Raw genomic sequence first — 26,015 nt, 5'->3', positions numbered from 1 at the left:
CCATGGAGAAGCCTGACCTCGGCAGCCGTGGACCAGACGTCTCGATCCTGAGCTACCACGGCAACAAGTTCGTCAGCGGCCTGTTCTGGCGGCCGCTGTCCAGCCAGCGGCAGTACATGAAGGAAGCGCGCAAGCTGGGCAAGGAAGAGCATCTAGACATCGTTGCCATCCGCCATTCGCCGACGGTGATCCAGGCCGGCTTCGTTTCGAAGTCGCAAGGCGCAGTCAAGGGCATGTACTCCCTGGCCTCGGCACTTTCAGGCCAGTTCGACGGCGACTTCCTGGCCTGCTGGAAAGTCGAGGAGGACCGCTACGCGCTGGTCGCCACGCTCGATGGCGCGATTGTCCCCGGGCAGGATGTGGTCACCAGCCTCGACGAGGCCCGGGACCGGGTCAGGAAGCTCTCTACGCGCGGCGTGCTGCGAAACGCACAGGTCTTCGTTCCCGAAGGGTTCGATTTCCCCGTCAAGGACTTCGACATCGAGGAATTGCTCGCGCCGAAGCGCCTGCGGCGCGACTACCGCCTCCGGCAACTCACCTTCGGCTTGTCCGCCAGGGAGTGGACGGCAGTGGCCCTGCTCGGTTGCGTGGTAGGCGGGTCGCTAACCGCCTACTACCTATGGAATGCCCACCAGGAAGAGCTCGCCAGGCAAGCCGCGCTCCTCGAGGAGCAAAGGCGCCTCGCCGAGCTGGCCGAGAAGAATGCCCAGGCCAAGCAGCCGCTGGACCTGGCGTCATTGCAGAAGCCCTGGACGCTCATGCCTGACCTCGAGGACATGCTACGCGCCTGTAGCAAGGCAACGGGGGTACTGTCGCTGTCGATCCAGGGCTGGCTCTTCGAATCCAGCAAGTGCGACGGCAGGGTCCTGGTCGCCACCTACCACCGTACCGGCAACAGCACGGCAGCCGACCTGACAGCGGCCAGCCAGCACCTGTTCGCCGACCGCCCCGCCTTCGTTATCGACAACGGCAACACCGCTGCCCTGAAGGTCGACCTGAAAGTCGCCATCGGTAGCGATGAGCCGCTGCAGCCAGCCGACGACGCGCTGCAGGCGCTCACCAGCCATCTGTACCGACAGGGTGTCGAGCCCAAGCTGTCGATCAGCCAGGAGACAACTCCGCCCCTTCCTGGCGCGGAAGCGGCGACGGAGCAGCAAGTGGTGTTGCCCTCCTGGAAGAAATTCACCTTCAGCGCCCAGACCAGGCTCCCGGCAGACCTGACCTTCCAGGGGCTGCCCGCCGCCGGGGTCCGCATCACCAACCTCGAAACCACGCTCAAGGACAGCCAGTTGGACTGGACTGTCACAGGAGAAATCTATGCGAACTGAGCCGATCGGCATGGCCGTGGCCCTGCTCCTCCTCGCGTCCGGCCAGGCCTGCGCCGGCACCGTTGGCGAACTGGCGGAGATCCAGGCCCAGGCCATCCTCACCGAGGCCAAGGTACGTCTGGCCACGGCGCAGCGGCAACTGGAGGGCAAAGGCGAAACCGGCCAGGTCGTCAGCGCCCAGGGGCAGACGTTCGCCATGCCGGTGCCGGCGGCGCCGCCGACGATCACGCAGCCGGTTCCGCCGGTGGTGCGGACCATCTACGGCGCCGGCGGCAAGATGACTGCCACATTCTTGTTCCCGGGCGGGTACGAGGTTGACGCCGCCAGCGGCGCGGAGCTGCCGGGCAACTACCGCGTCGAGTCAATCTCGCTGGACCAGGTCGTGCTCACCGACAAGGACGGCAACCGCGTGCCCGTGGGCTTCTCCAGCGTTGCCCCGACCCAAGCCGCCTCCTCGGCCCAAGGCGCCTCGGTTCCGCCGGCGCTACCCGGGGCTGTACCGCAGCCGTTCATCCAGTAGGCACCGCCATGACAAACCTTCAGATTGCCGCGCTTGCGCAGCCCTCCATGGTGACCCAACTGCTCACCGCCGACGGTGGTGAATGGGAGGTATCGAAGCACCTGCAGGAAATCATGGCCCTGGCCGCCGACGGCACGCTCTATCTATCGGAGAGCCACCAGAACGACATTCACGTTCTGTCGTTCATCGACCGTCTCGATCGCCGTGGCTTCCGATACCAGCTCAACCTCACCGACCTGCAGACCATTCACCAGCTCTACCGCGCCGTCGCCATGGACGGCCTGGTCGATAGCGATGGCCAGCGCGCCACCCAGATGCAGGAGCGCGTGGTCAAGATCATTCGTAAGGCCACTGAGCTGCGCGCCAGTGACGTGCATTTCGTCGTGAGTCCCGCCGGCACCGGCAGCAAGATCCGTTTCCGTGTCGACGGCCTGCTGAAGACCGTCGAGCAGTACCGCAGCCAGGAACTGCACGAACTTTGCGCAACCATCTACCAGTCCATGTGCGACGTGGCCGAGCCGCTTTTCAAGCCGCAACTGGACCAGGATGCGCGGATGAGCCAGACCTTCGTCGAGAAGCTCAACCTGTTCAGTGCCCGGATCGCTACCCGCCCGCGTGCCGGGGGGTTCTTGATGATCCTGCGGCTGCTCTACGACGACACCGGCCTCGACAGCCTGGAGCAGCTCGGCTACCTGCCCGAGCAGAACGCACTGTTCGATCGCATGATGCGTATGCCCTACGGCATCAACATCCTGTCCGGCCCCACCGGGTCAGGGAAGTCGATGACCTTGAAGGTCACCCTGGAAGGCCTCGACAAGCTCCATGGCGGATCCAAGCACATCCTGACCATCGAGGATCCGCCGGAATACCGAATCCGCGGTGAAGGCATCAACCAGACCCCACTAGTCTACGACACCACCGACCCGGATGCGGAGCGCCAGGCCTGGGCCGCAGGCATCGCCAACGGCATGCGCCTGGATCCGGACTACATGATGATCGGCGAAGTGCGCGACCTCTTCGCCGCTGTCGCCGCCTTCCGTGGCGCGATGACCGGGCACGGCCTGTGGTCGACCCTGCACACCAACAGCGCGATCGGCATTGTCCAGCGCCTCAAGGACCTGGGCGTCGACTCCGGCTTGCTGTTCGATCCGGCCCTGCTGACCGGCCTGATCAACCAGAGCCTGCTGCCCAAGCTCTGCCCCCACTGCAAAGTGCGCTTCCAAGACCACCAAGACCAGCTCGCGCCCGATCTGGTCGAACGGGTCCAGCGCTTGACCGATGTTTCCCAGGTGTACGTCAAGGGGCCTGGCTGCCAGGCCTGCCGTGGCTCCGGGGTCAACGGCCGCTCGATCGTCGCCGAGGTGGTGCTGCCCACCCTGGCCTTCATGCGTGTGTTCGCCAAAGGCGGCCCAGCCGAGGCACGCAACTACTGGGTCAAGACCATGCAGGGCATCACCAAGCACGCCCACGCCATCCGCCGCATCAACGAGGGCATGTTCGACCCGCAGATGGTCGAGGATTTCATTGGGCCACTCGACTTCGATGAGCATCTGCTCGACGACAGCTTCTACTCGCAGGAGGCGTGCTGATGGGGGGCTTCTGGGAGCAGTTGCAGTTCGCCTTCTACAGCAAGCAGTTCGGCCGCAAGGAACGCCTGCAGTTCTACGAAAGCATGTCCACCCTGCTCGAAAACGGTGTCCCGTTGAAGGACGCTGTGGCAGAGGTGCACAAGATCTTCGCTCATGAGGGGCAGCATCCGTTTCATCCGGTGGCCATCGCCAGTCGCGAAGCGCTGATGGGGCTGTCCAACGGCAAGCGTCTGGCCACCGCCATGGCGCTCTATCTCCCCGCCCAGGAGCGAGCGCTGATCGAGGCCGGCGAGATGAGCGGCAACCTGGTTCAGGCCATGGGCGATGCCGTCTCCCTGGTCGAGGCCCAGGCCAGGATCCGCGCCACCATCTGGCAGGCGCTGCTCTACCCCTCGGCGCTGTCCGCCATGATGGTGTTCCTGCTGTGCATCGTGGCCTATCGCATGGTCCCCAGCTTGGCCAGGCTCTCCGACCCAGTCACGTGGACCGGCCCGCTCGCCACGCTCAACGCCATTGCCAGCTTCGTCACAGGACCTGGTATCTACGTTCTGGTCGCCGTAATCACCCTCACGGTGGTGGTCATCGTCACGTTGCCGACCTACCGCTGGAAAGGCCGGGTCTGGCTGGACCGGATGCTGCCGCCCTGGTCCATCTACCGCATGCTCCAGGGCACCACCTTCCTGCTGAACATGGCTGTCATGCTCAACGCCGGCATACGCCCCTACGACAGCCTGGCCAGCATGATCAAGATCTCCCCGCCCTGGCTGAAGCAGCGCTTGGAAGCCGCCCGCTACGGCGTGGGCCTGGGCCAGAACTTGGGAGTCGCCCTTCGCAGCGCCGGTCACGATTTCCCCGACCGACAGGCCATCCAGTACCTGTGCATCCTCGCCAACCGGGGAGGCTTCTCCGAAGCGCTGGTCAAGTTCAGCCGCCGCTGGCAGGAGACCAGCCTCAAGCAGATCGAGCTGGCCGCCGGGCTGGTGAAGAACTTCGCCCTGATCTTCATCGGCGCGCTGATGATCCTGGTCCTGCTCGGCGCCTACCAGGCACAGCAGCTCATCCAATCCATGAACCACTGAAACCTCACCAAGGAGCGCTCCATGAGCACTACGCAACGCACTTCCCGTCCGACGCAGGGCGGTTTCGTTTCCATCGAGATGATCATCGTGCTGATCATCATCGCCATCGGAGTCGGCCTGGGGCTGGCCGCAGCGGCAGGGATGTTCAGTTCGTCCAACGCCAACGAGGAACAGCGCAACATCAGCGTCATTGCGGCCAACGCACGCGCCCTGAAGACCTCTTCGGGCTACGGCTCCAGCGGTACCAACCTGATCCCGAGCCTGATCGCAATCAACGGCGTGCCGAAGAACATGAGTGTCTCCTCCGGCGTCGTCTACAACGTCTACGGCGGATCGGTCACTGTCTCGTCCACCGGCATGGGCTTCTCGATCACCACCAGCAAGTTGCCCCAGGACGCCTGTATCACGCTGGCCACCAAGATCGCGAAGAACACCTTCGAGCAGACCAAGATCAACAGCGGATCCGCGATCACTGGTGAAGTGACCACCGCAGCCGCGACTCAGGCCTGCAGCAGCGACAGCAACAGCATTACCTGGACCTACAGTTCGTGAGTGTGAACCCGATCATCCAGGCTCAGTTCGTCGACCTTTACCTCGGTGAAGGCTTCGCCGACGTGAAGGGCCTGGCCGGCGCCGGCGTGCGCCGAGTCGAGGTGCCTCGCGAGTGGGAGTCGCACGCCCAGGAACTGCTCCAGCTCTGCAGGCAAACGCTGGAGGAGCTGCAGGATCCTGAGTTCGCCATCGTCGTCGACGGCGTTCTGCTTCGCGTCACCCTCCTCGAGGACGCGTTCAGTGGCAGCGTATTCGTGCTGCGCCGGTCGACCGCCCAATTGCGGGAGTTCCAAGAGATCGGCTATCCGAGCGAAGTGGTTTCCGCGCTGATGGATCCGCAGCTGCAGGGCCTGGTCCTGTTCTGCGGCGAGATGGCGACAGGCAAAACCAGCTCCGCCGCCTCTCTGCTCCTGGCCCGCCTGCAGGAGCTGGGCGGGGTGGGCTGCGCCGTCGAGGACCCGCAGGAAACCAACCTCAGCGGTCAACATGGGCTCGGCCGCTGCATCCAGGTCAGAACCTCACGGCGCTCAGGCGGATACAGCGAGGCTCTGCTGCGCACGCTGCGTGCCGGCGCCGACCTGGTGCTGATTGGCGAGATCCGCGACGAGGACACCGCCTACCAGGCCTGCAAGGCCTCTCTGACCGGCAGCCTGGTGATCGCCACCATTCACGCGAAAAGCTGTCATCAGGCGATTGAGCGCCTGGTGACGCTCGCCCAGCCACTGGCGAGAAACGCCTACGACGTGGTTGCCGAAGGCATCCAAGCGGTGGTCTGCCAAGCGCTGGAGAGCGATGGCTCTTCGCGCCGCCTGACCGCCGAGCCACTTCTGTTCACCGGCGACGACGGCCCGTCCATGCGCGACAAGATCCGCCGAAAGGAGGCTCATCTCCTGCAGGACGACCAAGCTCGCCAGTCCCGGCAAAGCCTGTGGAGATAACACCATGAGGAGTAAGCGCAGCAGTGGATTCATCTCGATCGAACTGATGATCGCCCTGGTCGTGATCGCCATCGCGACCGCCAGCGGCATATCGGTCCTGATGAGCTACCTGGACGGCCTGGACGAACAGCACGCGGCCCAGCAGCAACAGCAGGTGGCCAAGGCAGCGGAGAAGTACCTGAAGGACAACTTCAGCACGGTTCTGGCCAGCGCCGGCGCCACGGCCCCGGCGGTGATCACCGTCCCGATGTTGCGCAACACCCGTTACCTGCCCGCAGGCTTCCGCGACACCAACATCTACGGCCAGCAATACCAGGTACTGGCCCGCAAGCCGGCGGCCAACCAGCTCGAAACGCTGATCGTAACCACGGGTGGACAGGCAGCTTCCGAACTCTCTATCCGCCGGATCGCGCAGCTCATGGGAGCCACCGGGGGCTACATCTCGAAAACCAACACCAGTATCGCCCAAGGCACCGCTTGGCAGGTGGCCTTGAGCAATTTCGGTAGCGCTCCCGGCGCTGGACACCTGGCGACGGCGCTGTTCTTCCAGGACGGCGCCATTGCCAACGAGTACCTTTACCGCAATGCCGTCCCGGGTCATCCCGAACTCAACCGGATGAATACCACGCTGGACATGGGAAGCAACAATATCGCCGCGGCCGGGGCGATCACGGCCAGCGGCAACATCACCACCAGCGCGGACATCAGCGCGCGCAACGTGACAGCCACTGGCACGGTGAAAGCCGGCACTGCTGACGTCGCCGGCGAGACGTACACCGGAGGTTGGTTCAGGACCCGTGGTGACACGGGCTGGTACAACGAGAAATGGGGCGGCGGCTGGTACATGAGCGACAGCACCTGGGTGCGCTCCTGGATGAACAAGAACGTCTACACCGGCGGCGAGATGAAAGCGGGCAAACTCACCGCCGAGGGCCGGACGGAAGTGGGCGAGTACCTACAGCTCAAAGGCGTGGCCACCGAAGGAGCCAACTGCACGCCGAACGGGCTGGCCGGCATCACCAGCACCGGACTCTGGCTGTCCTGCCAGAACGGGAAATGGGGACGAACCGCTGCCTCCATGCGCCTGAACACCACGGCCGGCGTGATCAAGGACTGGTGTACGTTGCATGGTCAGGATAGCGCCATGGTGAACTACGACTACGTCCGCTACGCGATCACCTGCGGCGGCCGATTCTGCGCAGTGGGCTTCAACCAGACATTTGGCACCAACTACTCGTTCGGGCTAATCACTGAGATCGGCCCAGGCTTCAACTACCCGGAACCCTACAAGACCCCCGACTCGACCAACGTGACCGTTACCTGCGTGAACTAGCAGGTCGCCACGACTCAAGGACTACCGTATGCCGCTGATGTGGATCGTCCTGGTGCTCGCGCTCATCACCGGTACCTGGCTGAGTGTACAAAGCGACCACGCGACCTCGAGCGCCGAACTGGCCGAGGTCGACACCCTGGCCAGGAGCTTGCTGCTCTACCGCTCCAGTCTGGCGGAGTACGCACACGCCAACCCCGGTTTCACCGGTTTGCCGGCGGACTCCGCTCTTGGTTTACCGGCCTGGTTCCGCAAGCCAGCGCGGCTTCAGGGCTACATCGCCGCCGGCACCAGCTACGCCTTCATCGCCTCGCCGCCGGCGGGGCTGGCGGCGGCCGTGGATGCTGGTACGGAATCCGACCTGGTTGGCGTCAGGCGCAACGGCCAGTTAGTCACGCGCCGCCTCGGAGCCACTGCCATTGCGCTCCCTGCGCCCATCCCCGAGGGCGCGGTGGTCGCGGTCAAGTAACCTCCACAGGCCAGTAAACCCCGGCGCTGCTTGATAAACCAGCCTTCTGAACACATAATGCCATCAACTTTGATTTCACCCCGCTGGCTACTGACGGTCATCAGTAGCGCCCTGGTGATGCAGGTTCGCCTCATTACCAAACCGTAAGCACGCTACAACACCGGGTGGGGCGTGCGGATCTGGTTGAGAATTCTCCCTGTGTCTCCCTGTTCTTTTGCTTGCCATGCAGCCGTCAACTCGTGTCGAGCGAGTTTAAAGGCACATAGGGTTCTCAAGAGGTTCGGTGTTTCCTCGATTTAAGGGTCGTACTGGTGTTACGGCCCCTCCTTTTCCCCTCTCCATGGGTAGCCTGATGCTCCTGCTCCAGGACCATCAGGCTACCCATCGGGATCCTTCTCCCTGCCGGTGGCCCGCCGGTGATACGCAGGGCTCCCTTTGTACGCGGATGCGTGCCTACTGTTTGCTGGCCAAGCCACGATAATGGCCGGGTGATGGGATCGAGACGATCAATGCCCAGGGATCGACGATTCAACCACAGGTGGCTCACTTGACTCCCCTTCCAGACACGGCTGGGGAAACCTTTGACAGGGTTTCTACCAGCCGCGCTCTTCCGCCCTCGCTCTCCGCCCGCTGCATCCTGCATCCGCTCCCCCTCCTGCTTGACCTTGACACTTTCGCCCCCCGCTTCGATGATGAGCGCGTGATCTGCTGACGTTGTCAGCGACATGCCCCCATGCAGCTCGGATCCGAAATGCTGCAGCACAGTCCACCGTGTTGATCCAACCCAAGACCGCATAGCTTCTGGTAGCGCGGTCGGTCGGCCCCGGTCGATAGAAGCTCCCTTCCGCAACCCAGCGGGGAATCCACTTCCCCGCCAGGGCCAGTGTTTTCTCCGCACCCTCAACCTGCAGGAGAAACACCATGTCCAAGCAATCCACCAGCTTCGAAATCGGCTTTGCCCTCGGCAGTGTTGTGCGTGAGTTCCGCAGAGCGCTCAGTCGCCCTCCGGTCGTAGTGCAAGCACAAGCGCCGGTTGCGTTGAGCGTCCGGCGTATCGAGCCCGCCATGCTTGCTGGCCCGACCGCCAAGGAGCTGGAACACATTAGCGACGTCCCGGCGATCGTCCGGTTGAAGAAAGTCAACCTCAATGACTGGTATCTGACCAACACGCGCGAGGTGCAAAAGCCCAAGCGCGCACGCAAACCCAAGCCGGCCAAGGCAACCGCCAAAGCTGAAACGCCAGTCAGGAAGGAGCTCAAGCTGGGTTCCCTCGATCAACTGATCGCCCCGGTTGATCCGCTGACCAGCTGATCCACACCTCCCACCAACCCTGCCGGGAAACCATCCCGCAGGGTGGTTTTCCGGTATTCATCGAGGAAAACCATGGGGTCCGCAAAACTTTCCGCAATCGCAGAAGATTTACGCAAGATTGGAACCACGGCGGTAGCCGCTGGTTTGATCGGCATTTTTCTCGGCGAGCATCGCATCCTGACTGCCCTTGCGCTGTCGGTAGGTGTGGTAATCTGGTCCACAGGTATCTACCTGACTCAGGAGGAATCTTGAGATGAGCCAAACGACTTTCGGCGTGATCATGCTGACCGCCTTGCTTGTAGTGTGCTTGTCGATGGCGGCCTGGGCCGATTGGCCCAACCTCAAGCGCAAGCTTACGAAGTTGAACCATCGGCACCGCCCGCACTGACCTCAAGCCCCTCCGTGTGAGGGGCTTTTTCATTCGCGGGGGCTTGACAACTGCAACAGGCCTTTTCATTCTTTGCACCGTGAGCTGCTGACGTTGTCGGCAACCCTCCCCCAGTAGTCATGATCTGAAAGACTACGACACGGACTTCCGTGTAGATCGAACCCAAGATCGCACCAGCTTCCGGTAGCGCGATCAATCAACCACAGGTTGATGGAAGCCCTCTCCCTCAGATTTACCTCCCAATACCGACCCATGCGGGGAATACTTTTCCCTGACGGGCAAGGTGTTTCTCCGCTTTCGCTTACGAAACTGGAGAACCATCATGAGCAACAACACCCAAGCCCAAGAAGCCAAATATTTCGACCTGCACACCACCGGTATCGGCTACCTCAATCGCATCCGCGAAGTACCGATCCGCCGAGGTGAACCGTTCCTCGCCGTAACCGTCGCAGCCCTCCATGGCGCGGCAGACAGCGTGGAATACTCCTACATCGACTGCAAAGTGGTCGGCGCCCAGGCTGAAAAGCTTGTCCGCCGTTGCAAGGAAGCAGTCGAGGCCGAGAAGAAGGTGCTGATTTCCTTCCGTATCGGCGACATCTGGGCGGATCCCTTCACCTACGAGAAAGGCGAGAAAAAAGGCCAGTCCGGCGCAAGCCTCAAAGGCCGGCTGCTCTTCATCTCCTGGATCAAAGTGGATGGCACCACCGTCTACGATGCGAAGGAAGAAGCTGAGAAAGCCCAGCAAGGTCAAGGCGAACCGCAAGGTGAACCCGCAGCCCCTGCTGAACAAGCCGCTGCTTGAGCACGGCTTGATTGAATACCGGCCCTCATCCCGAGGGCCTTTCACTACCTACGCTATGCGCCACTCTTCATCGCATACCCATCCGGGGGGCACCATCTCCCCCAGGGCTTGGTGTTCTCCATTATCTGGAGATCATCATGAGCAATATCCAAATCGTAGATCTGCCCGCCCTGCCGGAAGTAGAGGAAGTTTGCCTCTCTGACATCGAGGACGAGTTGCTGCTCAGCAGGCATTTCTGCAACCTCGCCTGGCTGTTCCTAGCCAGCAACAATGCCCAGGTATCTGCCCTGGCCTAACCGCCAAACATTTCCCATTTAGGGGACCTCAGTCCCCTTGGGACTGGTGTTTCCTACCGAAAGGAGAATCACCATGCAATACGGAAAGCGGGCACTCGCCCATCTTCGTCTCGAACTGCCGCTGCAGGTTCTTATGTCCAACGCCGGCTTCTATATCGGCACCCTTGATGAAGAAGGACCAGCCTCGCGCGAGTCGGTTGAATATTACCCCTCACGCGAACTTGCCCAACAGGCATTAGACAACGGCACTTGGACGCAACGGGAATATTAAGTCTAACCCGTTTTGCTATGTGCTTCTGCTAGTTCAACCCAGACGGGGTCATCCCCTGTCGGGTGGTGACTTCTCCGAATTGCGTTAACCGCAACGACTCTACATCACCAGGGCGCTTCGGCGCCCCTTACTTCCCCTGGAGGTCCATAGCCTCCAAGGGCATGGGCTTCCCGGCTACTGGAGATACCCCATGACTCAATATAATCCGTTTATCCACGGCTATACTGACTTCAGAATCGAGCGAACGCTACAGATAACATACGAGGATGATTGCCCCCCCCTGCTATCGCGCATTGCATCCATCGCAGCAAATCCTCTCCGATACTCAACTACAGTGCTTTCCATGCATCTTCAATGACGACTTCGCCCTAGTTACTGAAGGTAGAGAGATCAATGCTGCACTTTCTGACCGCTGTCCTTACAACGGTCTGGTGCGCAATGTGCTCTACGGCATCCTTGCCGAGCAGGACGGTCAGCAAAAGCACATAGGCGATCTGTATTCCTTGGCCGAAGCCCAGAGTGTCGTTCGTCACCTTTCGTTCGGCGGCGGTTACAACCGCTGCTGGGAGATCAGAAAAACACATCTGCCCATCACTACATGGAATAGCCTCTACGAAAAGTTCTCGACCAAGATGCCAATCCGCTTGCCCTCGGTGTTGGTATCGCTCTTCTGGTGTAACGAGCACGGTGCCGTGGGCTTTCGCTTGCACAACACCCCTTGGACGGATGAGTGTCTGGAGATCCTGGAGATGACCGCAGCCGCTCTTCGACAAGAACAGCTTGCCTTCGGCCTCGACGAACACCTGGTCGATCTGCTTCACCTCGCGGGACAAGCAGACATTCGGCTCCTGGTACTTGATCCATTCGCGCCCACGCTCAAGGGCCTGCCGCTTTATGACGATTGAGCAATCTGGCCGGCGGGAAATCCCGCCAGCCCCCGAATTCGAATTGGCTCGCTGTCGTTGACAGCGCCTCCCAAGGAGCCGGGGTTTAAGGCTCCGGCGCGCAAGCGCTAACCCACCCAAGACCGCTACAGCACTCGGCAGCGCGGTCGCATCACGCAAGTGATGGAGTGCATCCTACCCACCCACGCGGGGACCTCATCCCCGCGGGAGAGGCCTGCGTATTCGGAGACCTCTCATGACCTCTCTCAACAACCACTCCAGCGCAGGTCACACTGCTGCGTACCTCAAACTCCCGATCGTTCTCACCAACGCGGCCTGGCTGCGCCTGGTCTATCTCGCCAACCCTGCCAGGGTCGACGAGATGGGCACCCGGCTGGCCAGTGTTGTTCAAACCGCCTGGCAGGAGCTTTCGCTCCAGCCGACCGCGAAGCACATCCAATTCCACCTGTACCACAAGGAGGAAGAGGGGCAGGACCGCGCGCTCGCGCTGCTGGTCCTCTCGATAGTCGAGCCGTCCGATGAGCCGTCCTACCTGCGCATCGAGCTGCAGGAAGAAAGCCTCCCGGGCAACCCGGATACCGAGTAGCTCTCCCCTCACCACGATCCCGCTTCGTGAACTGCACCCCAAAAATTGGACACCAAGCCAACGAGTAGGGGTGTAGTTTTATGAGCAGGGCGAAGCTTTCGTTAAGTTTCAAGTTACAGGTTGTTAAGCACTTTCTTTCTACCGATGACGGGCAAAGAAAGACGGGCGCTCTATTTGGGGTTGACCAGAGCAATGTTCGCCACTGGGTCAACCTTTATAAGCAGCATGGCATAAGCGGCTTGTATGCAGTCAGGCACAAATACACGGCCGAAGAAAAAGAGCGCATCATAATTTATATGCGAGAGAACAAGCTCTCGGCTCGACAGGCCGCTGTGGAGTTCAATATCAAGACGCCACACTCCATCGTTCTCTGGGAAAGGCGCTATGATGAAGGTGGACTGACTGCCTTGTCTCGAAAACCCAGAGAGCAATCCACCGTGCCAAAGAAGCCAGATATCCCCGCACCACCGCCGGAGAATGATCGACCTCTCAGCAAGAACGAACGGGAGGAACTGGAGTATCTTCGTGCCGAGAATGCATATTTAAAAAAGCTAGAAGCCTTAATTCGACAACAGAAGTCGTCTGCGCGAAAGTCAAAGCGCAAATAGTTGACGAATTAAGGCAGGAATACTCCCTGGTCTGCTTGCTGGCAGCGGCTGGACTTGCCAGAAGTACCTTTTATTATCAGAAGAGCATCAGTGACCGACCCGACCGGTACCAGCGTGAAAAACAGCTCATCCTCGACATCTTCCACCGTCACCGAGGACGCTATGGGTACCGCCGCATCGCGGCTGCGTGCCGCAATGAGGGCATATCCATCAGCCCGAATACCGTCCAACGGCTAATGCGCGAACTGGGTATTGCCTCCTACATAAGAAGAAAGAAATATCAGTCCTATAAGGGCACCATTGGTAAGGTCGCTCCAAATATTCTTCAGAGAAAGTTTGTGGCCACCCAGCCGAACCAAAAATGGGTTACGGATGTTATAGAATTCAAGATCGAAGACAAAAAGCTATATCTGTCACCGGTTCTTGACCTGTTCAATGGAGAAGTTATCGCCCATCAATTGGCTGAGAAGCCAGACTTTAACTTAGTAAGCAATATGCTAACTAAGGCAATAGCCACCTTGAAAGAAGGTGATGCGCCTTTGATCCACTCTGACCAAGGATGGCAATATCAATCCATTCACTTTCAGCGAGAACTTGGTAGGCATAACATTGCACAAAGCATGTCAAGAAAAGGCAACTGTTATGACAACGCTGTCATGGAGAGCTTTTTCGGCACGCTGAAGGCTGAATGCTATAATGAGAAGAAGTTCAGCAGTGTCAGCCAGTTGAAGGCTGAGCTGAATGAGTACATCAAGTACTACAATCATGACAGGTTAAAACTTAAACTAAATGGCCTGAGTCCAGTGCAATACCGAACTCAGGCCTTGTTGCCCGCATAGAGACTGTCCAAATTTCTGGGGTCAGTTCATTACCTGATGCACCGCTACAACTAGATCAGGCCGCATCAATTCAACGACGGGCTACCGCCTGCGGTGGCCGAAGAAAGACTCAACCCACTGTCCGGGATGGGTTGACCACTACAGTGTCGCCGTATAGAAAGGCCCCGTGGTTGCGGGGCCTGGATATAACTCACACGATTCCGTATTTCTTTTCGGTCACAAATTTAGGTTCTTTCCAGTTAGGACCTTTTTCTGGAAGAGGTTTTTCATTCTCTAACAACTTACCTTCACGAACTAATCGTTGATATGTTTTTAGTAAGCGGCCGTCCGCGACGATCTCAAATTTATAATTAACATACATCCGATCGATACTCGGGTAAGGAGTTCGAGGGGCGAAATACAAAAGAACATCTTCTACACTTTCATTTTTATAAATACCTTCAAGATCTAACATCACTTACCCTCCTCTGCTTTGCGATAGGCTTCTTCAGCCTCAACCGTATACAACGGCTGCGTTTTCTCATTAATTTTATAGTCTTCTAGAGTTGCGGTATGGGTGTTATTCCAAACCTCAGTCCGATTTTTTGGCCGTTCCCCATCTTTAACACCAAGATTCCTATACCGCTCTAGCTCCCTGATCTCGTGAGTATAAAACCGTTTGTCGGTATCTGTTATCTGCAATTCCCCCTTCAGGATTCTCTCCAGACGGTCAATCATCACAGTGTTATCCGCTGATACTCCAAACCGTCCAGTATGCAGCTTCACCTTGTCCACACCTGCACGGTCAATTTTGGCAGTTCTCCAGTCCAAATCTAGGATTGGGCCACCAGCTTTTTCCGTATTGTAATCCCGCCCACTGTATTTCCCTCTAGCATTCGTTTCACCATAAGGGCTATTGAACATCACATAGATCGGCTTGATCCCCGAGTCGGCCGGGAAGCCGATGATCAGGTCTTCCGGTAGTGTAATCACCCCAGGATAGGTTTCCGGGGTAGCCTTCACCGGTGTAAGGGTCGCTCCCTCATATACCGGCACCGGCTTCGGTACGACCGGAGTGATACTCGAAGGGTTCTGGTTTCCTGGAGGGCTCACCGGCGTCCAAGTCAGGATCAGTGGCGGCGCTTCTGCGGTCGTAGAGGGAACCGTAACCTCGTACAGGCCTGTCGTGGCATTGTAGGCCGCCATCCGGACCGGAACGGCTTTCGGAACGCTCACACCATCGGTGCTGACCACCGAAAGGGTCGTTGTGTTGCCTCGTGCCTCGTTGGTCAGTCGCATAGGCAGATCGACGGTACCGCCTGCTTTTGCAACCGCGTTCAGATTTACGCTGGAGGGAAGCCCCAGCTTACTGGCATCCATGCCCAGGGCGTAACGAACGCTATCGGGCGTTTGGTCCTGCCATTGCTCGGCAGTCCGGGAGGAGTAGGTCAGGCTGGCAAAGCCCACGGCCATTACCGATGGAGCTGAAGCCAGGACCCGGCCCAGGGCGGCAATGGCGTCGGAGATGGCTTGAGCAAGGGATGCGGCGCCTTGCGCAACCTGGATCAGGCCCCGACCTGCGATGGTGACAACAATGTTGCCATTGGCCGGCATGGCATAGGTATTGGCAGCCCTGATCGCCGCTTGGCGAGCAATTTCCTGACGTCTTGCCGTTTCAGCGTTCAGTTTGTCCAACCGGGCTTGCAGACTGGCGATTTCATCCACCAGTAGATCGGCGTTGTAGGTTGCCTTTTGCTTCTCCAGTGCATTGGGGGCTTTGGCAATCAGGGCATTGTTTGCGGTCTGCAATTTCTTCTTGTTGGCGATTGCTTGCGTAACCAACTGCGTAGCACGTTCAAGCCACTGCTCTGGAGTCGGATTGTTCAGTGGAGCCAGTGCATTTCCCGCCTGGTCAAGCTCGGACTGTACTTTTTTCTCGATATTTGCCTTGCTGGCCTTGTAGTCCGCTTCCATTTTGATCTGGATCTTACGAACCGCAATTAGCTCTTGTCGAGCTTTCAGGTTTTGTATTGCCTTGTTAAAAATATCGACGTTGTAACTAGCAACAACGGCCGTCATTTCCTCGTCGAGCAAAACCTCGAATGGATTCTCGTAAGGAATCTCGTTATTGAAGTATCGACGCTGAAAGTCTTTCATGGTGCTATTTTTAAAATCAACACCAGGATACTTGGCTAGAATGGCCTGATTGGCTTTAAGGCCTATTGTTTTTTGATCAATCAATGACTGAATGACTTTCAGAATGTTATCCAGCTTCTGGGTCTCGCTAAGCCCTGTTTGTGGACCTAACTTCGCCACAGCAGAGTCAACCTCCTTCTGAATGTTACTCTCCCAGCTGGCTAGAGCTGTTTTGTACTGCTCATCCAAAGGCTTTCTTGCAAAGTTATAGTTTACAAGCCAGTTTTCTTCAGTGGGCGGTTGATACCCAGATCCGTGATGATCAGTGATAATCCTAGGGGAGTAGGCACTATTTCCGCCTCCCTTGCCAGGCCCCACATCTACAGTCCCGTCAGCATAGATTATCATGGGATTTTCTATATTAGACATCAATTGCTCCTCCTAATGGTTGGAGACTCGAATTTCCCTTTTTTTCTGCATTTATTGAAGACTGTTCAAGTTAATGCACGTTAAAAAACAAGCAACACACGGCAATCAACTGCAATATCTCGGGATGAAGGTACTGGAGGTTGCGGTCCAGTCTTTCCTTTGCGCTGTCGCGTCGTCCGTGGAGGCATCCATCAAACGGCCGTTTTCTGGACGCTACCCTCTTTCACTTCGGCCGCCCCCAGAAGCCGCGTACCTATAGTCCAGTAACGATTTCTCGCTTTCAAAATTCACCTATGCTGACCCTTTCGCGAGTTTCTGGACGAAGTCATGCTGATTGGGTACGTGCGCATCTCCACCGACGATCAACTGCTAGGCCTGCAACGCGATGCGATGGCCAAGGCGGGGTGCGAGCGGGTGTTCGAAGACACAGCCAGCGGCGCCAAGGCCGATCGGATCGGCCTGGCCGCGCTTCTCGCCAATCTACGGCGCGGCGACACGGTGGTGGTCTGGCGGCTGGACCGGCTTGGCCGCTCGATCAAGGACCTGATCTACCTGGTCGAGCAATTGGAGGATGCCGGCGTGGGTCTGAAGAGCCTGCAGGAGAACATCGACACGACGCCGATGGGAGGGCGTTTGGTTTTCCATCTCTTTGCCGCGTTGGCCGAGTTCGAGCGCAACCTGATCCGTGAGCGCACTCATGCGGGGTTGTCGGCGGCACGTGCCCGCGGCCGATTGGGTGGCCGTAAAAAAGCGTCTGGATCCCGCCAAGCGCAAAGTCGCCCTGAAGCTCTATCACGAGCGCCAATACATCGTGGTGGAGATCTGCCGGATGATGGGAATCGGTCGCTCGACGCTCTACAACTACATCACCGAGGCAGAACGGGATGCCCGCCAGCAGGCGTAAGGCCATTCCCGTCGATTCGCTGCTGCAACTGCGGCAGCGCCTGGATCACTTGCCGAAGAAGAGCCCGGAGCGGGCCCGTCAGGTGGCCCTTGTAGCTGAGCTGTACGGCGTTTCCTCCAGTACGGTCTATCGCGCCCTGGCTCTTCTGCACAGGCCTAGGGCAAGCCTGCCGAGGTTCGCGCGTTGTTCAGCAATACGCTGGACCCGACGCGGCCGACCGAGCTTCGGGAAAAGATGCAAAGTGCCGGATTACCGGTATGAGCGTCAGTCGCAAAGAGTGTGAGCCCACGGCGGTGGATTGCAAGCCCGGCGCATGGATTGCAAGCTCGCTCGCAATTAATGTGAGCCCGCCGCCACCGTCAGTCGCAGATAATCTGAGCCCAAAATCGCGCTGATTGCGAGCCCGCCGGTTTTCGATTGCGAGCCGCTACAACTACGGACTGAGCACCCCCTTGAATCAGGCGGGCTATTTCGAAACCGCCCATCATCAGCAGTTGATGAGAGACATCCGCGGCGCCACCTTCGAAGGCCGGCTGATCGCCCTGTGTGCGTGATTGGCAGCGGCAAGACGGTGATGCTGCGTCGTTTGCAGCAACTGCTGGAGGAAGAAAAGAAAGTCACGGTGTCCAGATCGATGGCCATCGAGAAGCACAACATCAAGCTGGCCACCTTCATCGCCGCGCTCTTCTATGACCTTTCCACCCAGAAGCAGGTATGCATTCCCACCCAGATCGAAAAACGGGATCGCGAACTGTACGATCTGGTGAAAAAGAGCAAGCGCCCCGTGGCCCTGTTCGTTGATGAAGCCCATGACCTCAATGGCCATACCCTGACCGGCCTGAAGCGACTGCTCGAACTGGTCGAAGACGACAGCGGTCGGCGACGTTTGTCCATTGTTCTGGCCGGCCATCCCAAGCTGCGTAACGATCTACTCCGTCCTACGATGGAGGAAATTGGCTATCGCACCGACATTTTCTCGCTTGATGGCATTGCTGGGAGTCAGCGCGAGTATCTTCATTGGTTGTTGGACACCTGCACGGAAGGACGTGCCAGGGCTGAAGAAATCGTAACCGAAGAAGCCCTCGACCTACTGGCCAGCCGGTTGCGCACGCCCCCTGCAGATCCAGTTACATCTTGGACTGGCTCTGGAGGCCGGTTACCAGACCGGCGAAAAGCCTATTTCGGCAGAGCTCGTCCAGTCCGTACTGTCTCGGCAACTGGATGACTTGGAACCCACACTCACACGCCACGGCTACAACGCGAAAAGCCTGGCAGAGCAGTTCGATGTCAAACCTGCCGAGGTTCGCGCGTTGTTCAGCAATACGTTGGATCCGGCACGAGCGGCTGAGCTTCGGGAGAAGATGCAGTCGGCCGGGCTTCCCGTGTGAACCCGCCCCGCTTCAGCCGCAGATAATCCTGGTCGGCCGCGACGGATTGCAGGTCGGCGCGGATCATTGCAGGTTCATTCGCATTTAATCCTGGTTTGCGGGGCGGGATAGTCGCAAATAATCTCGGTCGGAAACGGCGCTGATTGCAGGTCGGGGCCTGTTCAATTGCAGGTCGCCACAGATACGGCCTGCGGCCCATGCCTGCCTTCGGATAGTACGGTTCGATCAGCACAACCAAGTCTGTCCAGGGTACGACTTGGTTCATCTCGGCCAGAAAACGCTCTCGGCGCGTCTGCTTGCGTTTGCCGGCGTACTCAAAGTCGGAAAAGCTCATCTGGCTCATGTGCTGCGCTGCTGTGGGTAGCTGAACGGAAGGAACCTATTTCAGCACAGAGTAGCGCCCGGCTGCTGAGTTATTCGGAGAGCTCTTTGGTATTATATTGATAGATGTATGCGTGCCACCTCGTTAAGGTATTCGTGAGTGCAGAAAAATTGAACATTGCGACTCAAATTTTCTACCGGTAGAGAGTGTATCCTACCAAGCCGTTATCGCGAAACAAGTTCAATATTTTTATATTTTGAACTTTTACTTTAAATTTAAATGCTGTGAGGATTGAACATGAATCGGTCAAGTGCGAATAGACTTCTAGATGATTTTATTTATGAAAACTCTCGTGGTGACAAAGAAATTGGCGGGATAAAATCTAAGACTATTTATGACGCCGTGGAAACTATTACAAGGGCCAGTAAAGGTTGGGGGCCAATAAAGAATGCTGCTGTTGGAGAAACAGTAGAGTTGACTTTCAAGTTTTCACCTGAAGAAAAAGGAAAAAAGATTGCACTGGATCTTGAGTCGAGAGCGGCCTTCAAGGCTCAACTGGATCGAGTCAGCGATGTTGCTAATATAAAATTCGAAGAATATACTGGTCCTGATCGAGCTGATTTAAACGCGGTTATTATCTCCGGTCTCTGGAAGACACAAGGGGGGGGAATAGCGGCTATCCTTCAGCTAATGGGGTAAATATAAACTATGCATATAGCGCAAAATTATTGATGGAAACACCAACAATAATACTTCCGGAATAAATATATACCTTCATGAGATTTCTCACTCGCTTGGGTTGGCCCATCCTGGAAGTTACGATACCTCGACTGGGGTAGGCAAGTCTGTAGCGTATCTTGAGGATAATGATGACTATTCAATAGTTTCCTATAATGATGGTCTAGCCCCGATTGGCTCAATTGGTCTAATGATTGATGACATAGCATCTCTCCAGAAACTGTATGGCGCCAATTATAATACTCGAAGTGATGATACTGTCTATGGATTTAATTCTAATACAGCAGATAGCCAGTTCCATATCGCCAGCGGCAAGGAAAAGTTGCCGGTTCCATTCACTATCTGGGATGGCGGTGGCACTGACACTCTTGACTTCTCAGGCTTCTCTCAGGACCAACGTATTGACTTAAATGACGGGGCGCTTTCAGATGTTGGGGGGATGAAAGATAGTGTAGGAATAGCGCGGAGCTCATTTGTTGAGAACGTAATAAGCGGTAGTGGCAATGATACGATCATTGGAAATAATGAAGCCAATAATATTCAAGCCGGTGCGGGTGACGACATTATCTATGGGGCTGGAGGTGAGGACCAGTTACAGGGCGGAGAGGGCTCAGATACTTTTGTTTTCCGAGAAGTATCTGATTCATTTGCCAGTTCTCCAGATAGCATTATGGATTTCACCAGTGGTAAGGATAAAATTGACGTCTCGGATATTTTGACTACAATCGGTGGTGATATAACTCTAAGCTTCTCAGAGTCTTTCACTGGTCAGGTTGGTGAATCGGTGCTGAGTTTCGACCCATCCACTCAGAAAGGATACTTAGCTATCGATCTAACCGGGCTTGGTATGGCAGATTTTCAGGTTAACCTAATAGGCCAAGCTGTTTCCAGTGATATTATCGCTTGAGCTAAAAGTCTCCCATTTATTTCTTTAGCCCGGATTTTGAACTGCACCCCAAAAGTTTGACACCAAGCCAACGAGTAGGTGTAGCGACCTGCAAACGAAAACGGTCGGACCTGCAATCAGCGCCGTTTCCGACCGGAATTAACTGCGACTGACCGGCCCCGCAAACCAGGATTAAGTGCGAATGAACCTGCAATGATCCGCGCCGACCTGCAATCCGTCGCGGCCAACCAGGATTATCTGCGACTGAAGCGGGGCGGGTTCACACGGGAAGCTCGGCCGACTGCATCTTCTTGGGGATGTGTGCCGGAACCACCGAAACCTCCGTCAGTTGATCAAGCTGACTTGCCTAGCCTTCGGTTTATGCGCTCTTGCATCGCCTGCATGACTTCTTCCTGAGTGTACGACTTGGAGTTGGGGTATTCGACCTCCCGCAGGGCTTCAGCGACCTCGCGGATCATCCGCGCGTAATCATCCGGCCACAGCGCTTGCTCCATGCGCAACGATGCCTGACCCAGCAGATGCAGCAGGCCGAACAGGCGCATGTCGTTGGTGGCGACAATGTGTTCTCGAATCCACTCTTGGATTACTCCGCAGGCCCGATGTGTTTCTGGCGTTGACGTGCCGTCGTAGTCGGCAGGGAATCCCACTTCTTTGGCGAGTTGTGCCCAGGTGCTGGCCAGTGCCTGGATGCAGGATGTACTCATTTGCTCATCCACTTGCGCAGCAGTCGCTTTTTCAGGGCGGCCCGCTCTTGCGGGCTCCGCCCCTTGAGGTTGGCGATGCGATCCGCCGTAGCGTCCTGACGTTTGATGGGCCAGTAGGAGCGACCATCCTTGCCCATTGATCCAACGTTGCTGACCTGATTCTCCAGCAGCGGCAGATGGGCGCTCAGTGCGTCCGGCGACGCGCTGGCCAGCGCGGTGCGCTCGCCGGTTCGCCAGCGCTGATGCCAGAGCTTCTTGTCCTCGCGCTCGCTACGGCAGGTCGTGTGCCCGACGATGGGCGGTTTGCGGCGGCTGCGACTCATAATGTGATTGTCTCCAAGAGTATTCAGGGCAGACTGTCAGGGTAGAGCACCGTCAACATGGAACAAGCCCCGTCGGAACGGGGCTTGTTGATGGCCAACTAGTCGGCCTTAAAGCCAGGAAGCCCCTTGGCAGCACGCCATTCTTTTACCTCTTTTACGATACCTTCTGGACTGTCTTCACGATTGTCCCTAGGGTAATAAATTAGGTCTGATCCGTCGGGATGTTCAGTTAAACGTCTAAATTCATTGACTAATTTGTTATCATCTTCTTCCGTGGCACCTTCGGCGCGACAAATCTTCCTGACAAATTCCAGAAATTCGGCTTCCGTATAATCAGAAATCGTTCTTTTTTCCATCTCACTTGCCCTCTTTATGGATATCGATATGACGTTTTTGGGTCGTCACGCGAATATTATCAATATCATAAACCGCACCATTGCTCTTAATCTGCTTAACATGATGAAGTTCGAAACGTTGACGCCCTCCAACTCGCCCTGACTCAGGAACAAATGGTGATTTTCCCTTTGTAACGTTCGTCTTGTTTTGACTTTTGAACTGCTTAAGTAACTCTGTGTCTTTCCCCACTTCAGTCCAGATGTAGTGGTCAACCCATCCAGGACAGTGGGTTGAGTTTTTCTTCGGCTACGGCAGGCGGTAGCCCGTCGTTGTACTGATGCGGCCTGATCCAGTTGTAGCGATGCATCAGGTAATGGTTGATGTCCCGCTGGGCCTCCTGCACCGTCAGGTAGCCCGTCGACGGGATCCACTCCGACTTCAGGCTGCGGAACAAGCGCTCCATTGGCGAGTTGTCCCAACAATTCCCCCGACGACTCATGCTCTGCTGCATCCGGTAGCGCCAGAGTCGTTGCCGGAACAGGCGACTGGCGTACTGGGTGGATTCAACCGGTCGTTGCAACACCTTTGATCGTGGAGGTGTTTATGGGGCGACCTGCAGGGTGGATGCAGGAGTTGACGGGGCGAGGGGCAATGCGCTCGCCAGGTGCCCCGTCACTTCGCCGAGAGATCGAGCGGCTATTCTGGGAACAGATCGCAACCGGGATCACAAGCGAAAGGGCGGCAGAGGCTATTAGCGTATCGTCAGCGGTAGGCACACGCTGGTTCCGTCATCGCGGCGGAATGCCATTATTCATGTCGAACCACATATCAGGAAGGTACTTGTCGTTCGCTGAGCGAGAAGAGATCGGGCTGCTCCGGGCGCAAAGTGTTGGTGTGCGTGAGATTGCTCGCCGTCTTGGACGAAGTCCGTCGACCATTTCACGGGAGCTGACTCGTAACGCAGCAACTCGTAGCGGCCGGCTCGAGTATCGCGCTTCAGTCGCGCAGTGGAAGGCTGAATTGGTTGCCAAGAGACCGAAGCCGGCGAGATTGATGACCAACCCGCAACTGCGCCATTACGTGCAAGAGCGCTTGGAAGGCAAGGTTCATAACGCTAATGGCCGTGAGATTGCCGGTCCTCTACAGGCACCATTCAAGGGACGAAATAAACGTATCCGCTCCATAAACCCCGTCTTCCTTTGACGAGTTGCGGTGATCAGGATGCGCTCGTCGGCGGGCAGTTCCACGGCAACAGCGCTTCGAAGTCTTCGATGCTGTTGGCCGTCAGCGGAATCACAGGACCAGTCATTACAGGCTATATAAACGACTTCTCTGACTTAAATAACCCTGGAATGATATTTATCATTCCCAGCAGCCTGTTCTGCATATCAATAGTTCTGCGCCACGCCCAAAATGAAAGATAGGAAATAAAAACCCAAATTACCTAACCCATCACAACCCATCACAACCCATCACAACCCATCACAACCCATCACAACCCATCACAACCCATCACAACCCATCACAACCCATCACAACCCATCACAACCCATCACAACCCATCACAACCCATCACAACCCATCACAACCCATCACAACCCATCACAACCCATCACACACTGAAACTATAAAAACATCTAACCACCAACTAATTTACAACTTCATTATACTCCACCCGCCCTCCACTCACAATAATACGCTCAATCTCCTTAACTAAGAAATTTACTAAAGCTTTTACACGGGCATTATCTCTATGCACCGCCCTATAAGCAACGGAAACATCCCCAGCATCTATAATACAGTCACTCAGCACCCTAACCAAGCGGCCGTCTTTTATGAAGTTACGAACAAGAAACTGAGGTAACAAACTAATACCAATCCCATCAAGAGTCGCAGAAAGCATAACAAGTGCATTGTCAGAGATTAAACGCGATCTTACTTTAAAAAGCTCATCCCGACCATTGAAACCAATCCTCCACCCACCTTGCATGAGCCTATTTTTATATAAAACGCCATCATGATCTTTCAAATCATAAGGTGTCACAGGGGTTCCGTGAAGCTTTATATAAGCAGGAGATGCACACATATAAATACTATTTCTTGCAACCTTCCTCACAATAAGAGAATGATCAGTATTTACCCCTACTCTAACAGCAACATCATAATCCTCTTCCCGGAATGAGACATGTTTATCTGTGCTATCCACGTCCAAAAAAACATGTGGATGCTGAACGGCAAAACTAGAAAGAATTGGAGAAATATACTCCGAAAAAGTCACTGGAATAGATACCTTTATTACCCCCCTCAAATTGGAATAACTATTTTTTATAGACTCCTCGATACTCTTTATCTCCTCTAAAACCTTAACCGCCCTCTCATAATAGACTGCTCCTTCTCTCGTTAACGTCGTTTTTTTACCTCTCTCCAATAATTTTATACCAAGACGTTTTTCCAGCACCGCCATGCGGTAACTAATTGACGACTTTGCCACCCCCAACTTCTTTGCCGCCTCAGTGAACGTTATTGACTCAGCGACAATTATAAAGCAACTCATATCAGAAACGCTATTATGCATAACCTCAACCCCCCTCAAAATCAAGATGTAGAGTTTCTTTAGGGCTTTTATTTCTTTCAAGCTATAATAAAATATTTAGCCATCAGAGCAGCTTCTTCCATTGCAAATTTTGGTCGTTTCGCCGGAGACGAAGTTCGCCGCCACCTGTTCCAGGTCGGCTTCGTTCAGCACCCCGGCGTAGAAACGCAGACGTGCCCAGGCCGTGAGGTAGTCGTACTTGGCCTTGGACAGCTCGTTCATCGCGCTGTACAGCGCCTGCTCGGCGTTCAGCAAGTCGAGGTTGACCCGCACCCCGGCGGCGATGCTCTTGCGCGTGGCCATCACCAGCGTCCGCGCCGAATCCACGGTCATCTCGTAGGCGCGGATCTTCGCCGCGCTGCTGCTGCTCTGGTTGTACATCTTGCGCACCTGGTTGAGGGTCTCGCGGACCTTGTCGTCCAGGTCGTAATGGCTCTTCTCCATGCGATGCGTGGCCTGGCGCGTCGCCGCCAGGGTCTCGCCGCCGGAGAACAGCGGAACGCTCAACTGGATGCCGACGCTGTCGGTCTCGTAGCGCTGGTTGTAGGTGTTCTCCGAACCGGACTTGGACTTGCCGGTGCTGGCGTACAGGCCCAGGCGCGGCAGGAAGTCGGCGCGGTTCTGCTCGACCTCGTAGCGGGCCACGTCCACCGCGTGGCGCAGCGAGGCCAGCTCGGGATTCTCGGCCAGCGCCAGGTCGCGCCAGGCGGTGTAGCTGGCGGGGCTCAGCGGGCGCACCTGGAAGCGTTCGCCGAGCGGCGCCAGGTCGGCGATCTCCAGCGGCGCCCCGACCAGTCGCTCCAGCTCGCGCAGGGCGGCATCCTGGCTGTCCCGCGCCTCGATTTCCTGGGCCTGGGCCAGGTTGAAGCGGGCCTGGGTCTCCAGGGTGTCGGTGCGGGTGCCGTTGCCGCGCTCGAACTGGCGCTGGTTGAGCTGGAACTGCTCGCGGTAGGAGCGTTTCTGCGCCCGCGCCAGTTCGATCTGGTCCTGGGCCAGCAGCGCGCCGGTATAGGCTTCCAGGACCCGGACCAGCAGTTCCTGGCTCTGGCTGCGGAAGCGCTCGTCGGACAGCAGCGCCTGGGCCACGCCCTTGCGGTAGCGGCTGAAGGCCTCGTAGTCGAACAACGGCTGTTGCAGGCTGAGGGTGGAGACGTAGCTGTCGTAGTCGCGGTCTTCCTTGAAATCGCCGCGGGTGGTGGCCTGGGTCACATCGGACCAACTGCGCCCACGGTTGTAGCTGTACACCAGGCGCGGCAGCAGCGCCGCGCGGCCGAGCGCACGGTATTGCCTGCCGGCCTCGTGCTCCTGGATCGCGGCCTGGAACTGCGGGTCGTTCTCCAGGGCCAGGTGATAGCCGTCCAGCAGGCCGAGGGCGAAGGCATCCTCGCGCAGCAGCAACAGGAAGGCGCCGAACAGCCAGGTCATCAGGCGGCGCATGGTCATCG

Annotated in this window: 26 protein-coding genes and 6 pseudogenes; 20 read left to right on the top strand and 12 right to left on the bottom strand. The window is 57.0% G+C overall.

What is annotated here, in order from left to right; genetic code table 11:
* Positions 1 to 2: 2 nt before the first annotated feature.
* From pilO2 to FOC67_RS02135, 9 genes are all read left to right on the top strand, one after another.
* Positions 3 to 1,328 (top strand): type 4b pilus protein PilO2, encoded by a 1,326-nt coding sequence (pilO2, locus tag FOC67_RS02175; RefSeq protein WP_009315829.1) that lies wholly within the window; start codon positions 3 to 5, stop codon positions 1,326 to 1,328.
* Positions 1,318 to 1,848, top strand: a complete 531-nt coding sequence (pilP, locus tag FOC67_RS02170; protein ID WP_009315828.1) for a type IV pilus biogenesis protein PilP — start codon at positions 1,318 to 1,320, stop codon at positions 1,846 to 1,848. The genes pilO2 and pilP overlap by 11 nt, the downstream gene beginning before the upstream one ends.
* 8 nt (positions 1,849 to 1,856) lie before the next feature.
* Complete coding sequence (locus FOC67_RS02165; protein ID WP_009315826.1) at positions 1,857 to 3,437, top strand: GspE/PulE family protein; 1,581 nt, start codon at positions 1,857 to 1,859, stop codon at positions 3,435 to 3,437.
* Positions 3,437 to 4,516 (top strand): type II secretion system F family protein, encoded by a 1,080-nt coding sequence (locus FOC67_RS02160; protein WP_003123335.1) that lies wholly within the window; start codon positions 3,437 to 3,439, stop codon positions 4,514 to 4,516. Before FOC67_RS02165 ends, FOC67_RS02160 begins: the two co-directional genes overlap by 1 nt.
* A gap of 21 nt (positions 4,517 to 4,537) precedes the next feature.
* Positions 4,538 to 5,068: a type 4 pilus major pilin gene (locus FOC67_RS02155; protein ID WP_003099765.1), complete on the top strand. Its 531-nt coding sequence runs from the start codon at positions 4,538 to 4,540 to the stop codon at positions 5,066 to 5,068.
* Positions 5,065 to 6,006, top strand: coding sequence for an ATPase, T2SS/T4P/T4SS family (locus FOC67_RS02150; RefSeq protein WP_009315823.1), 942 nt, complete (start codon positions 5,065 to 5,067; stop codon positions 6,004 to 6,006). Before FOC67_RS02155 ends, FOC67_RS02150 begins: the two co-directional genes overlap by 4 nt.
* 4 nt (positions 6,007 to 6,010) lie before the next feature.
* Complete coding sequence (gene pilV / locus FOC67_RS02145; RefSeq protein WP_009315822.1) at positions 6,011 to 7,339, top strand: shufflon system plasmid conjugative transfer pilus tip adhesin PilV; 1,329 nt, start codon at positions 6,011 to 6,013, stop codon at positions 7,337 to 7,339.
* Positions 7,340 to 7,367: 28 nt separating this feature from the next.
* On the top strand, positions 7,368 to 7,805 hold the full coding sequence (gene pilM / locus FOC67_RS02140) for a type IV pilus biogenesis protein PilM (protein ID WP_009315821.1): 438 nt from the start codon (positions 7,368 to 7,370) through the stop codon (positions 7,803 to 7,805).
* A gap of 921 nt (positions 7,806 to 8,726) precedes the next feature.
* A complete protein-coding gene (locus FOC67_RS02135; protein WP_009315820.1) occupies positions 8,727 to 9,116 on the top strand; it encodes a hypothetical protein in 390 nt (129 codons plus the stop codon).
* A gap of 108 nt (positions 9,117 to 9,224) precedes the next feature.
* On the opposite strand, the gene FOC67_RS29880 is transcribed toward FOC67_RS02135, so the two are convergent.
* Complete coding sequence (locus tag FOC67_RS29880) at positions 9,225 to 9,398, bottom strand: hypothetical protein (protein WP_174707703.1); 174 nt, start codon at positions 9,396 to 9,398, stop codon at positions 9,225 to 9,227.
* A gap of 428 nt (positions 9,399 to 9,826) precedes the next feature.
* Here FOC67_RS29880 and FOC67_RS02125 point away from each other — a divergent pair, with 428 nt between their 5' ends.
* The 6 genes from FOC67_RS02125 (at position 9,827) to FOC67_RS02100 (ending at position 13,811) form a co-directional block, all read left to right on the top strand.
* Positions 9,827 to 10,306, top strand: coding sequence for an STY4534 family ICE replication protein (locus FOC67_RS02125; RefSeq protein WP_009315819.1), 480 nt, complete (start codon positions 9,827 to 9,829; stop codon positions 10,304 to 10,306).
* Positions 10,307 to 10,443: 137 nt separating this feature from the next.
* The gene (locus tag FOC67_RS02120; protein WP_009315818.1) at positions 10,444 to 10,602 is read left to right on the top strand and encodes a hypothetical protein; all 159 of its coding nucleotides are present in this window, start codon (positions 10,444 to 10,446) and stop codon (positions 10,600 to 10,602) included.
* Positions 10,603 to 10,675: 73 nt separating this feature from the next.
* A complete protein-coding gene (locus FOC67_RS02115; protein WP_009315817.1) occupies positions 10,676 to 10,873 on the top strand; it encodes a hypothetical protein in 198 nt (65 codons plus the stop codon).
* A 266-nt stretch (positions 10,874 to 11,139) separates the two neighbouring features.
* Positions 11,140 to 11,778, top strand: a complete 639-nt coding sequence (locus FOC67_RS02110) for a hypothetical protein (RefSeq protein WP_009315816.1) — start codon at positions 11,140 to 11,142, stop codon at positions 11,776 to 11,778.
* A gap of 235 nt (positions 11,779 to 12,013) precedes the next feature.
* Positions 12,014 to 12,364 (top strand): hypothetical protein, encoded by a 351-nt coding sequence (locus FOC67_RS02105; protein WP_003099791.1) that lies wholly within the window; start codon positions 12,014 to 12,016, stop codon positions 12,362 to 12,364.
* Between the two features lie 80 nt (positions 12,365 to 12,444).
* Positions 12,445 to 13,811, top strand: a protein-coding gene (locus tag FOC67_RS02100) for an IS3 family transposase (protein ID WP_372242496.1) whose coding sequence is annotated in 2 segments (ribosomal slippage) — positions 12,445 to 12,907 and positions 12,907 to 13,811 — 1,368 coding nt in all. Because the reading frame shifts where the segments join, the coding sequence is not laid out codon by codon here.
* Positions 13,812 to 14,001: 190 nt separating this feature from the next.
* On the opposite strand, the gene FOC67_RS02095 is transcribed toward FOC67_RS02100, so the two are convergent.
* The 3 genes and pseudogenes from FOC67_RS02095 to FOC67_RS29870 form a co-directional block, all read right to left on the bottom strand.
* On the bottom strand, positions 14,002 to 14,265 hold the full coding sequence (locus FOC67_RS02095) for an immunity protein (RefSeq protein ID WP_083842350.1): 264 nt from the start codon (positions 14,263 to 14,265) through the stop codon (positions 14,002 to 14,004).
* A complete protein-coding gene (locus tag FOC67_RS29875; protein ID WP_234306255.1) occupies positions 14,265 to 15,089 on the bottom strand; it encodes an S-type pyocin domain-containing protein in 825 nt (274 codons plus the stop codon). Before FOC67_RS29875 ends, FOC67_RS02095 begins: the two co-directional genes overlap by 1 nt.
* A 418-nt stretch (positions 15,090 to 15,507) precedes the next feature.
* Positions 15,508 to 15,764: pseudogene (locus tag FOC67_RS29870) on the bottom strand (hypothetical protein); the annotation flags it as partial.
* A 918-nt stretch (positions 15,765 to 16,682) separates the two neighbouring features.
* On the opposite strand from FOC67_RS29870, the pseudogene FOC67_RS02085 reads away from it, so the two are divergent.
* Together FOC67_RS02085 and FOC67_RS02080 are read left to right on the top strand one after the other, a co-directional pair.
* Positions 16,683 to 17,259: pseudogene (locus FOC67_RS02085) on the top strand (recombinase family protein).
* Positions 17,260 to 17,675: 416 nt separating this feature from the next.
* Positions 17,676 to 18,647: pseudogene (locus FOC67_RS02080) on the top strand (ExeA family protein).
* Positions 18,648 to 18,828: 181 nt separating this feature from the next.
* Here the strand turns inward: FOC67_RS02080 and FOC67_RS02075 are convergent.
* Positions 18,829 to 18,990: pseudogene (locus FOC67_RS02075) on the bottom strand (IS5/IS1182 family transposase); the annotation flags it as partial.
* 276 nt (positions 18,991 to 19,266) lie between these two features.
* On the opposite strand from FOC67_RS02075, the gene FOC67_RS02070 reads away from it, so the two are divergent.
* Positions 19,267 to 19,668: a hypothetical protein gene (locus FOC67_RS02070; protein ID WP_159068402.1), complete on the top strand. Its 402-nt coding sequence runs from the start codon at positions 19,267 to 19,269 to the stop codon at positions 19,666 to 19,668.
* A 229-nt stretch (positions 19,669 to 19,897) separates the two neighbouring features.
* Positions 19,898 to 20,614, top strand: coding sequence for a M10 family metallopeptidase C-terminal domain-containing protein (locus tag FOC67_RS02065; protein ID WP_083842348.1), 717 nt, complete (start codon positions 19,898 to 19,900; stop codon positions 20,612 to 20,614).
* A gap of 332 nt (positions 20,615 to 20,946) precedes the next feature.
* Here the strand turns inward: FOC67_RS02065 and FOC67_RS02060 are convergent, their stop codons facing one another.
* The 5 genes and pseudogenes from FOC67_RS02060 to FOC67_RS02045 form a co-directional block, all read right to left on the bottom strand.
* Positions 20,947 to 21,318 (bottom strand): hypothetical protein, encoded by a 372-nt coding sequence (locus FOC67_RS02060; protein WP_009315811.1) that lies wholly within the window; start codon positions 21,316 to 21,318, stop codon positions 20,947 to 20,949.
* A complete protein-coding gene (locus FOC67_RS02055) occupies positions 21,315 to 21,641 on the bottom strand; it encodes a hypothetical protein (RefSeq protein WP_009315810.1) in 327 nt (108 codons plus the stop codon). The genes FOC67_RS02060 and FOC67_RS02055 overlap by 4 nt, the downstream gene beginning before the upstream one ends.
* A gap of 98 nt (positions 21,642 to 21,739) precedes the next feature.
* Positions 21,740 to 21,997 carry a bacteriocin immunity protein gene (locus FOC67_RS02050; RefSeq protein ID WP_083842347.1) on the bottom strand — a complete coding sequence of 86 codons (258 nt, stop codon included), beginning with the start codon at positions 21,995 to 21,997 and terminating at the stop codon, positions 21,740 to 21,742.
* Position 21,998: 1 nt separating this feature from the next.
* Positions 21,999 to 22,226, bottom strand: coding sequence for an HNH endonuclease signature motif containing protein (locus tag FOC67_RS29865; RefSeq protein WP_372242495.1), 228 nt, complete (start codon positions 22,224 to 22,226; stop codon positions 21,999 to 22,001).
* Positions 22,227 to 22,245: 19 nt separating this feature from the next.
* Positions 22,246 to 22,560: pseudogene (locus FOC67_RS02045) on the bottom strand (integrase core domain-containing protein); the annotation flags it as partial.
* Between the two features lie 41 nt (positions 22,561 to 22,601).
* Between FOC67_RS02045 and FOC67_RS02040 the strand changes: the two are divergent.
* Positions 22,602 to 23,147 (top strand): annotated as a pseudogene (locus FOC67_RS02040) (transposase); the annotation flags it as partial.
* A gap of 478 nt (positions 23,148 to 23,625) precedes the next feature.
* Here the strand turns inward: FOC67_RS02040 and FOC67_RS02035 are convergent.
* Together FOC67_RS02035 and aprF are read right to left on the bottom strand one after the other, a co-directional pair.
* The gene (locus FOC67_RS02035) at positions 23,626 to 24,612 is read right to left on the bottom strand and encodes a LysR family transcriptional regulator (protein ID WP_083842345.1); all 987 of its coding nucleotides are present in this window, start codon (positions 24,610 to 24,612) and stop codon (positions 23,626 to 23,628) included.
* 15 nt (positions 24,613 to 24,627) lie between these two features.
* Positions 24,628 to 26,013, bottom strand: a complete 1,386-nt coding sequence (gene aprF, locus FOC67_RS02030; protein WP_009316320.1) for an alkaline protease secretion protein AprF — start codon at positions 26,011 to 26,013, stop codon at positions 24,628 to 24,630.
* Between the last annotated feature and the right edge of the window lie 2 nt (positions 26,014 to 26,015).

It is taken from the genome of Pseudomonas sp. FDAARGOS_761 (genome assembly GCF_013343155.1).
Taxonomy (GTDB): Bacteria; Pseudomonadota; Gammaproteobacteria; order Pseudomonadales; family Pseudomonadaceae; genus Pseudomonas; species Pseudomonas aeruginosa.
Note: the sequence above shows the minus strand (reverse complement) of the source record. Positions and strands in the feature narration are given on the sequence as shown.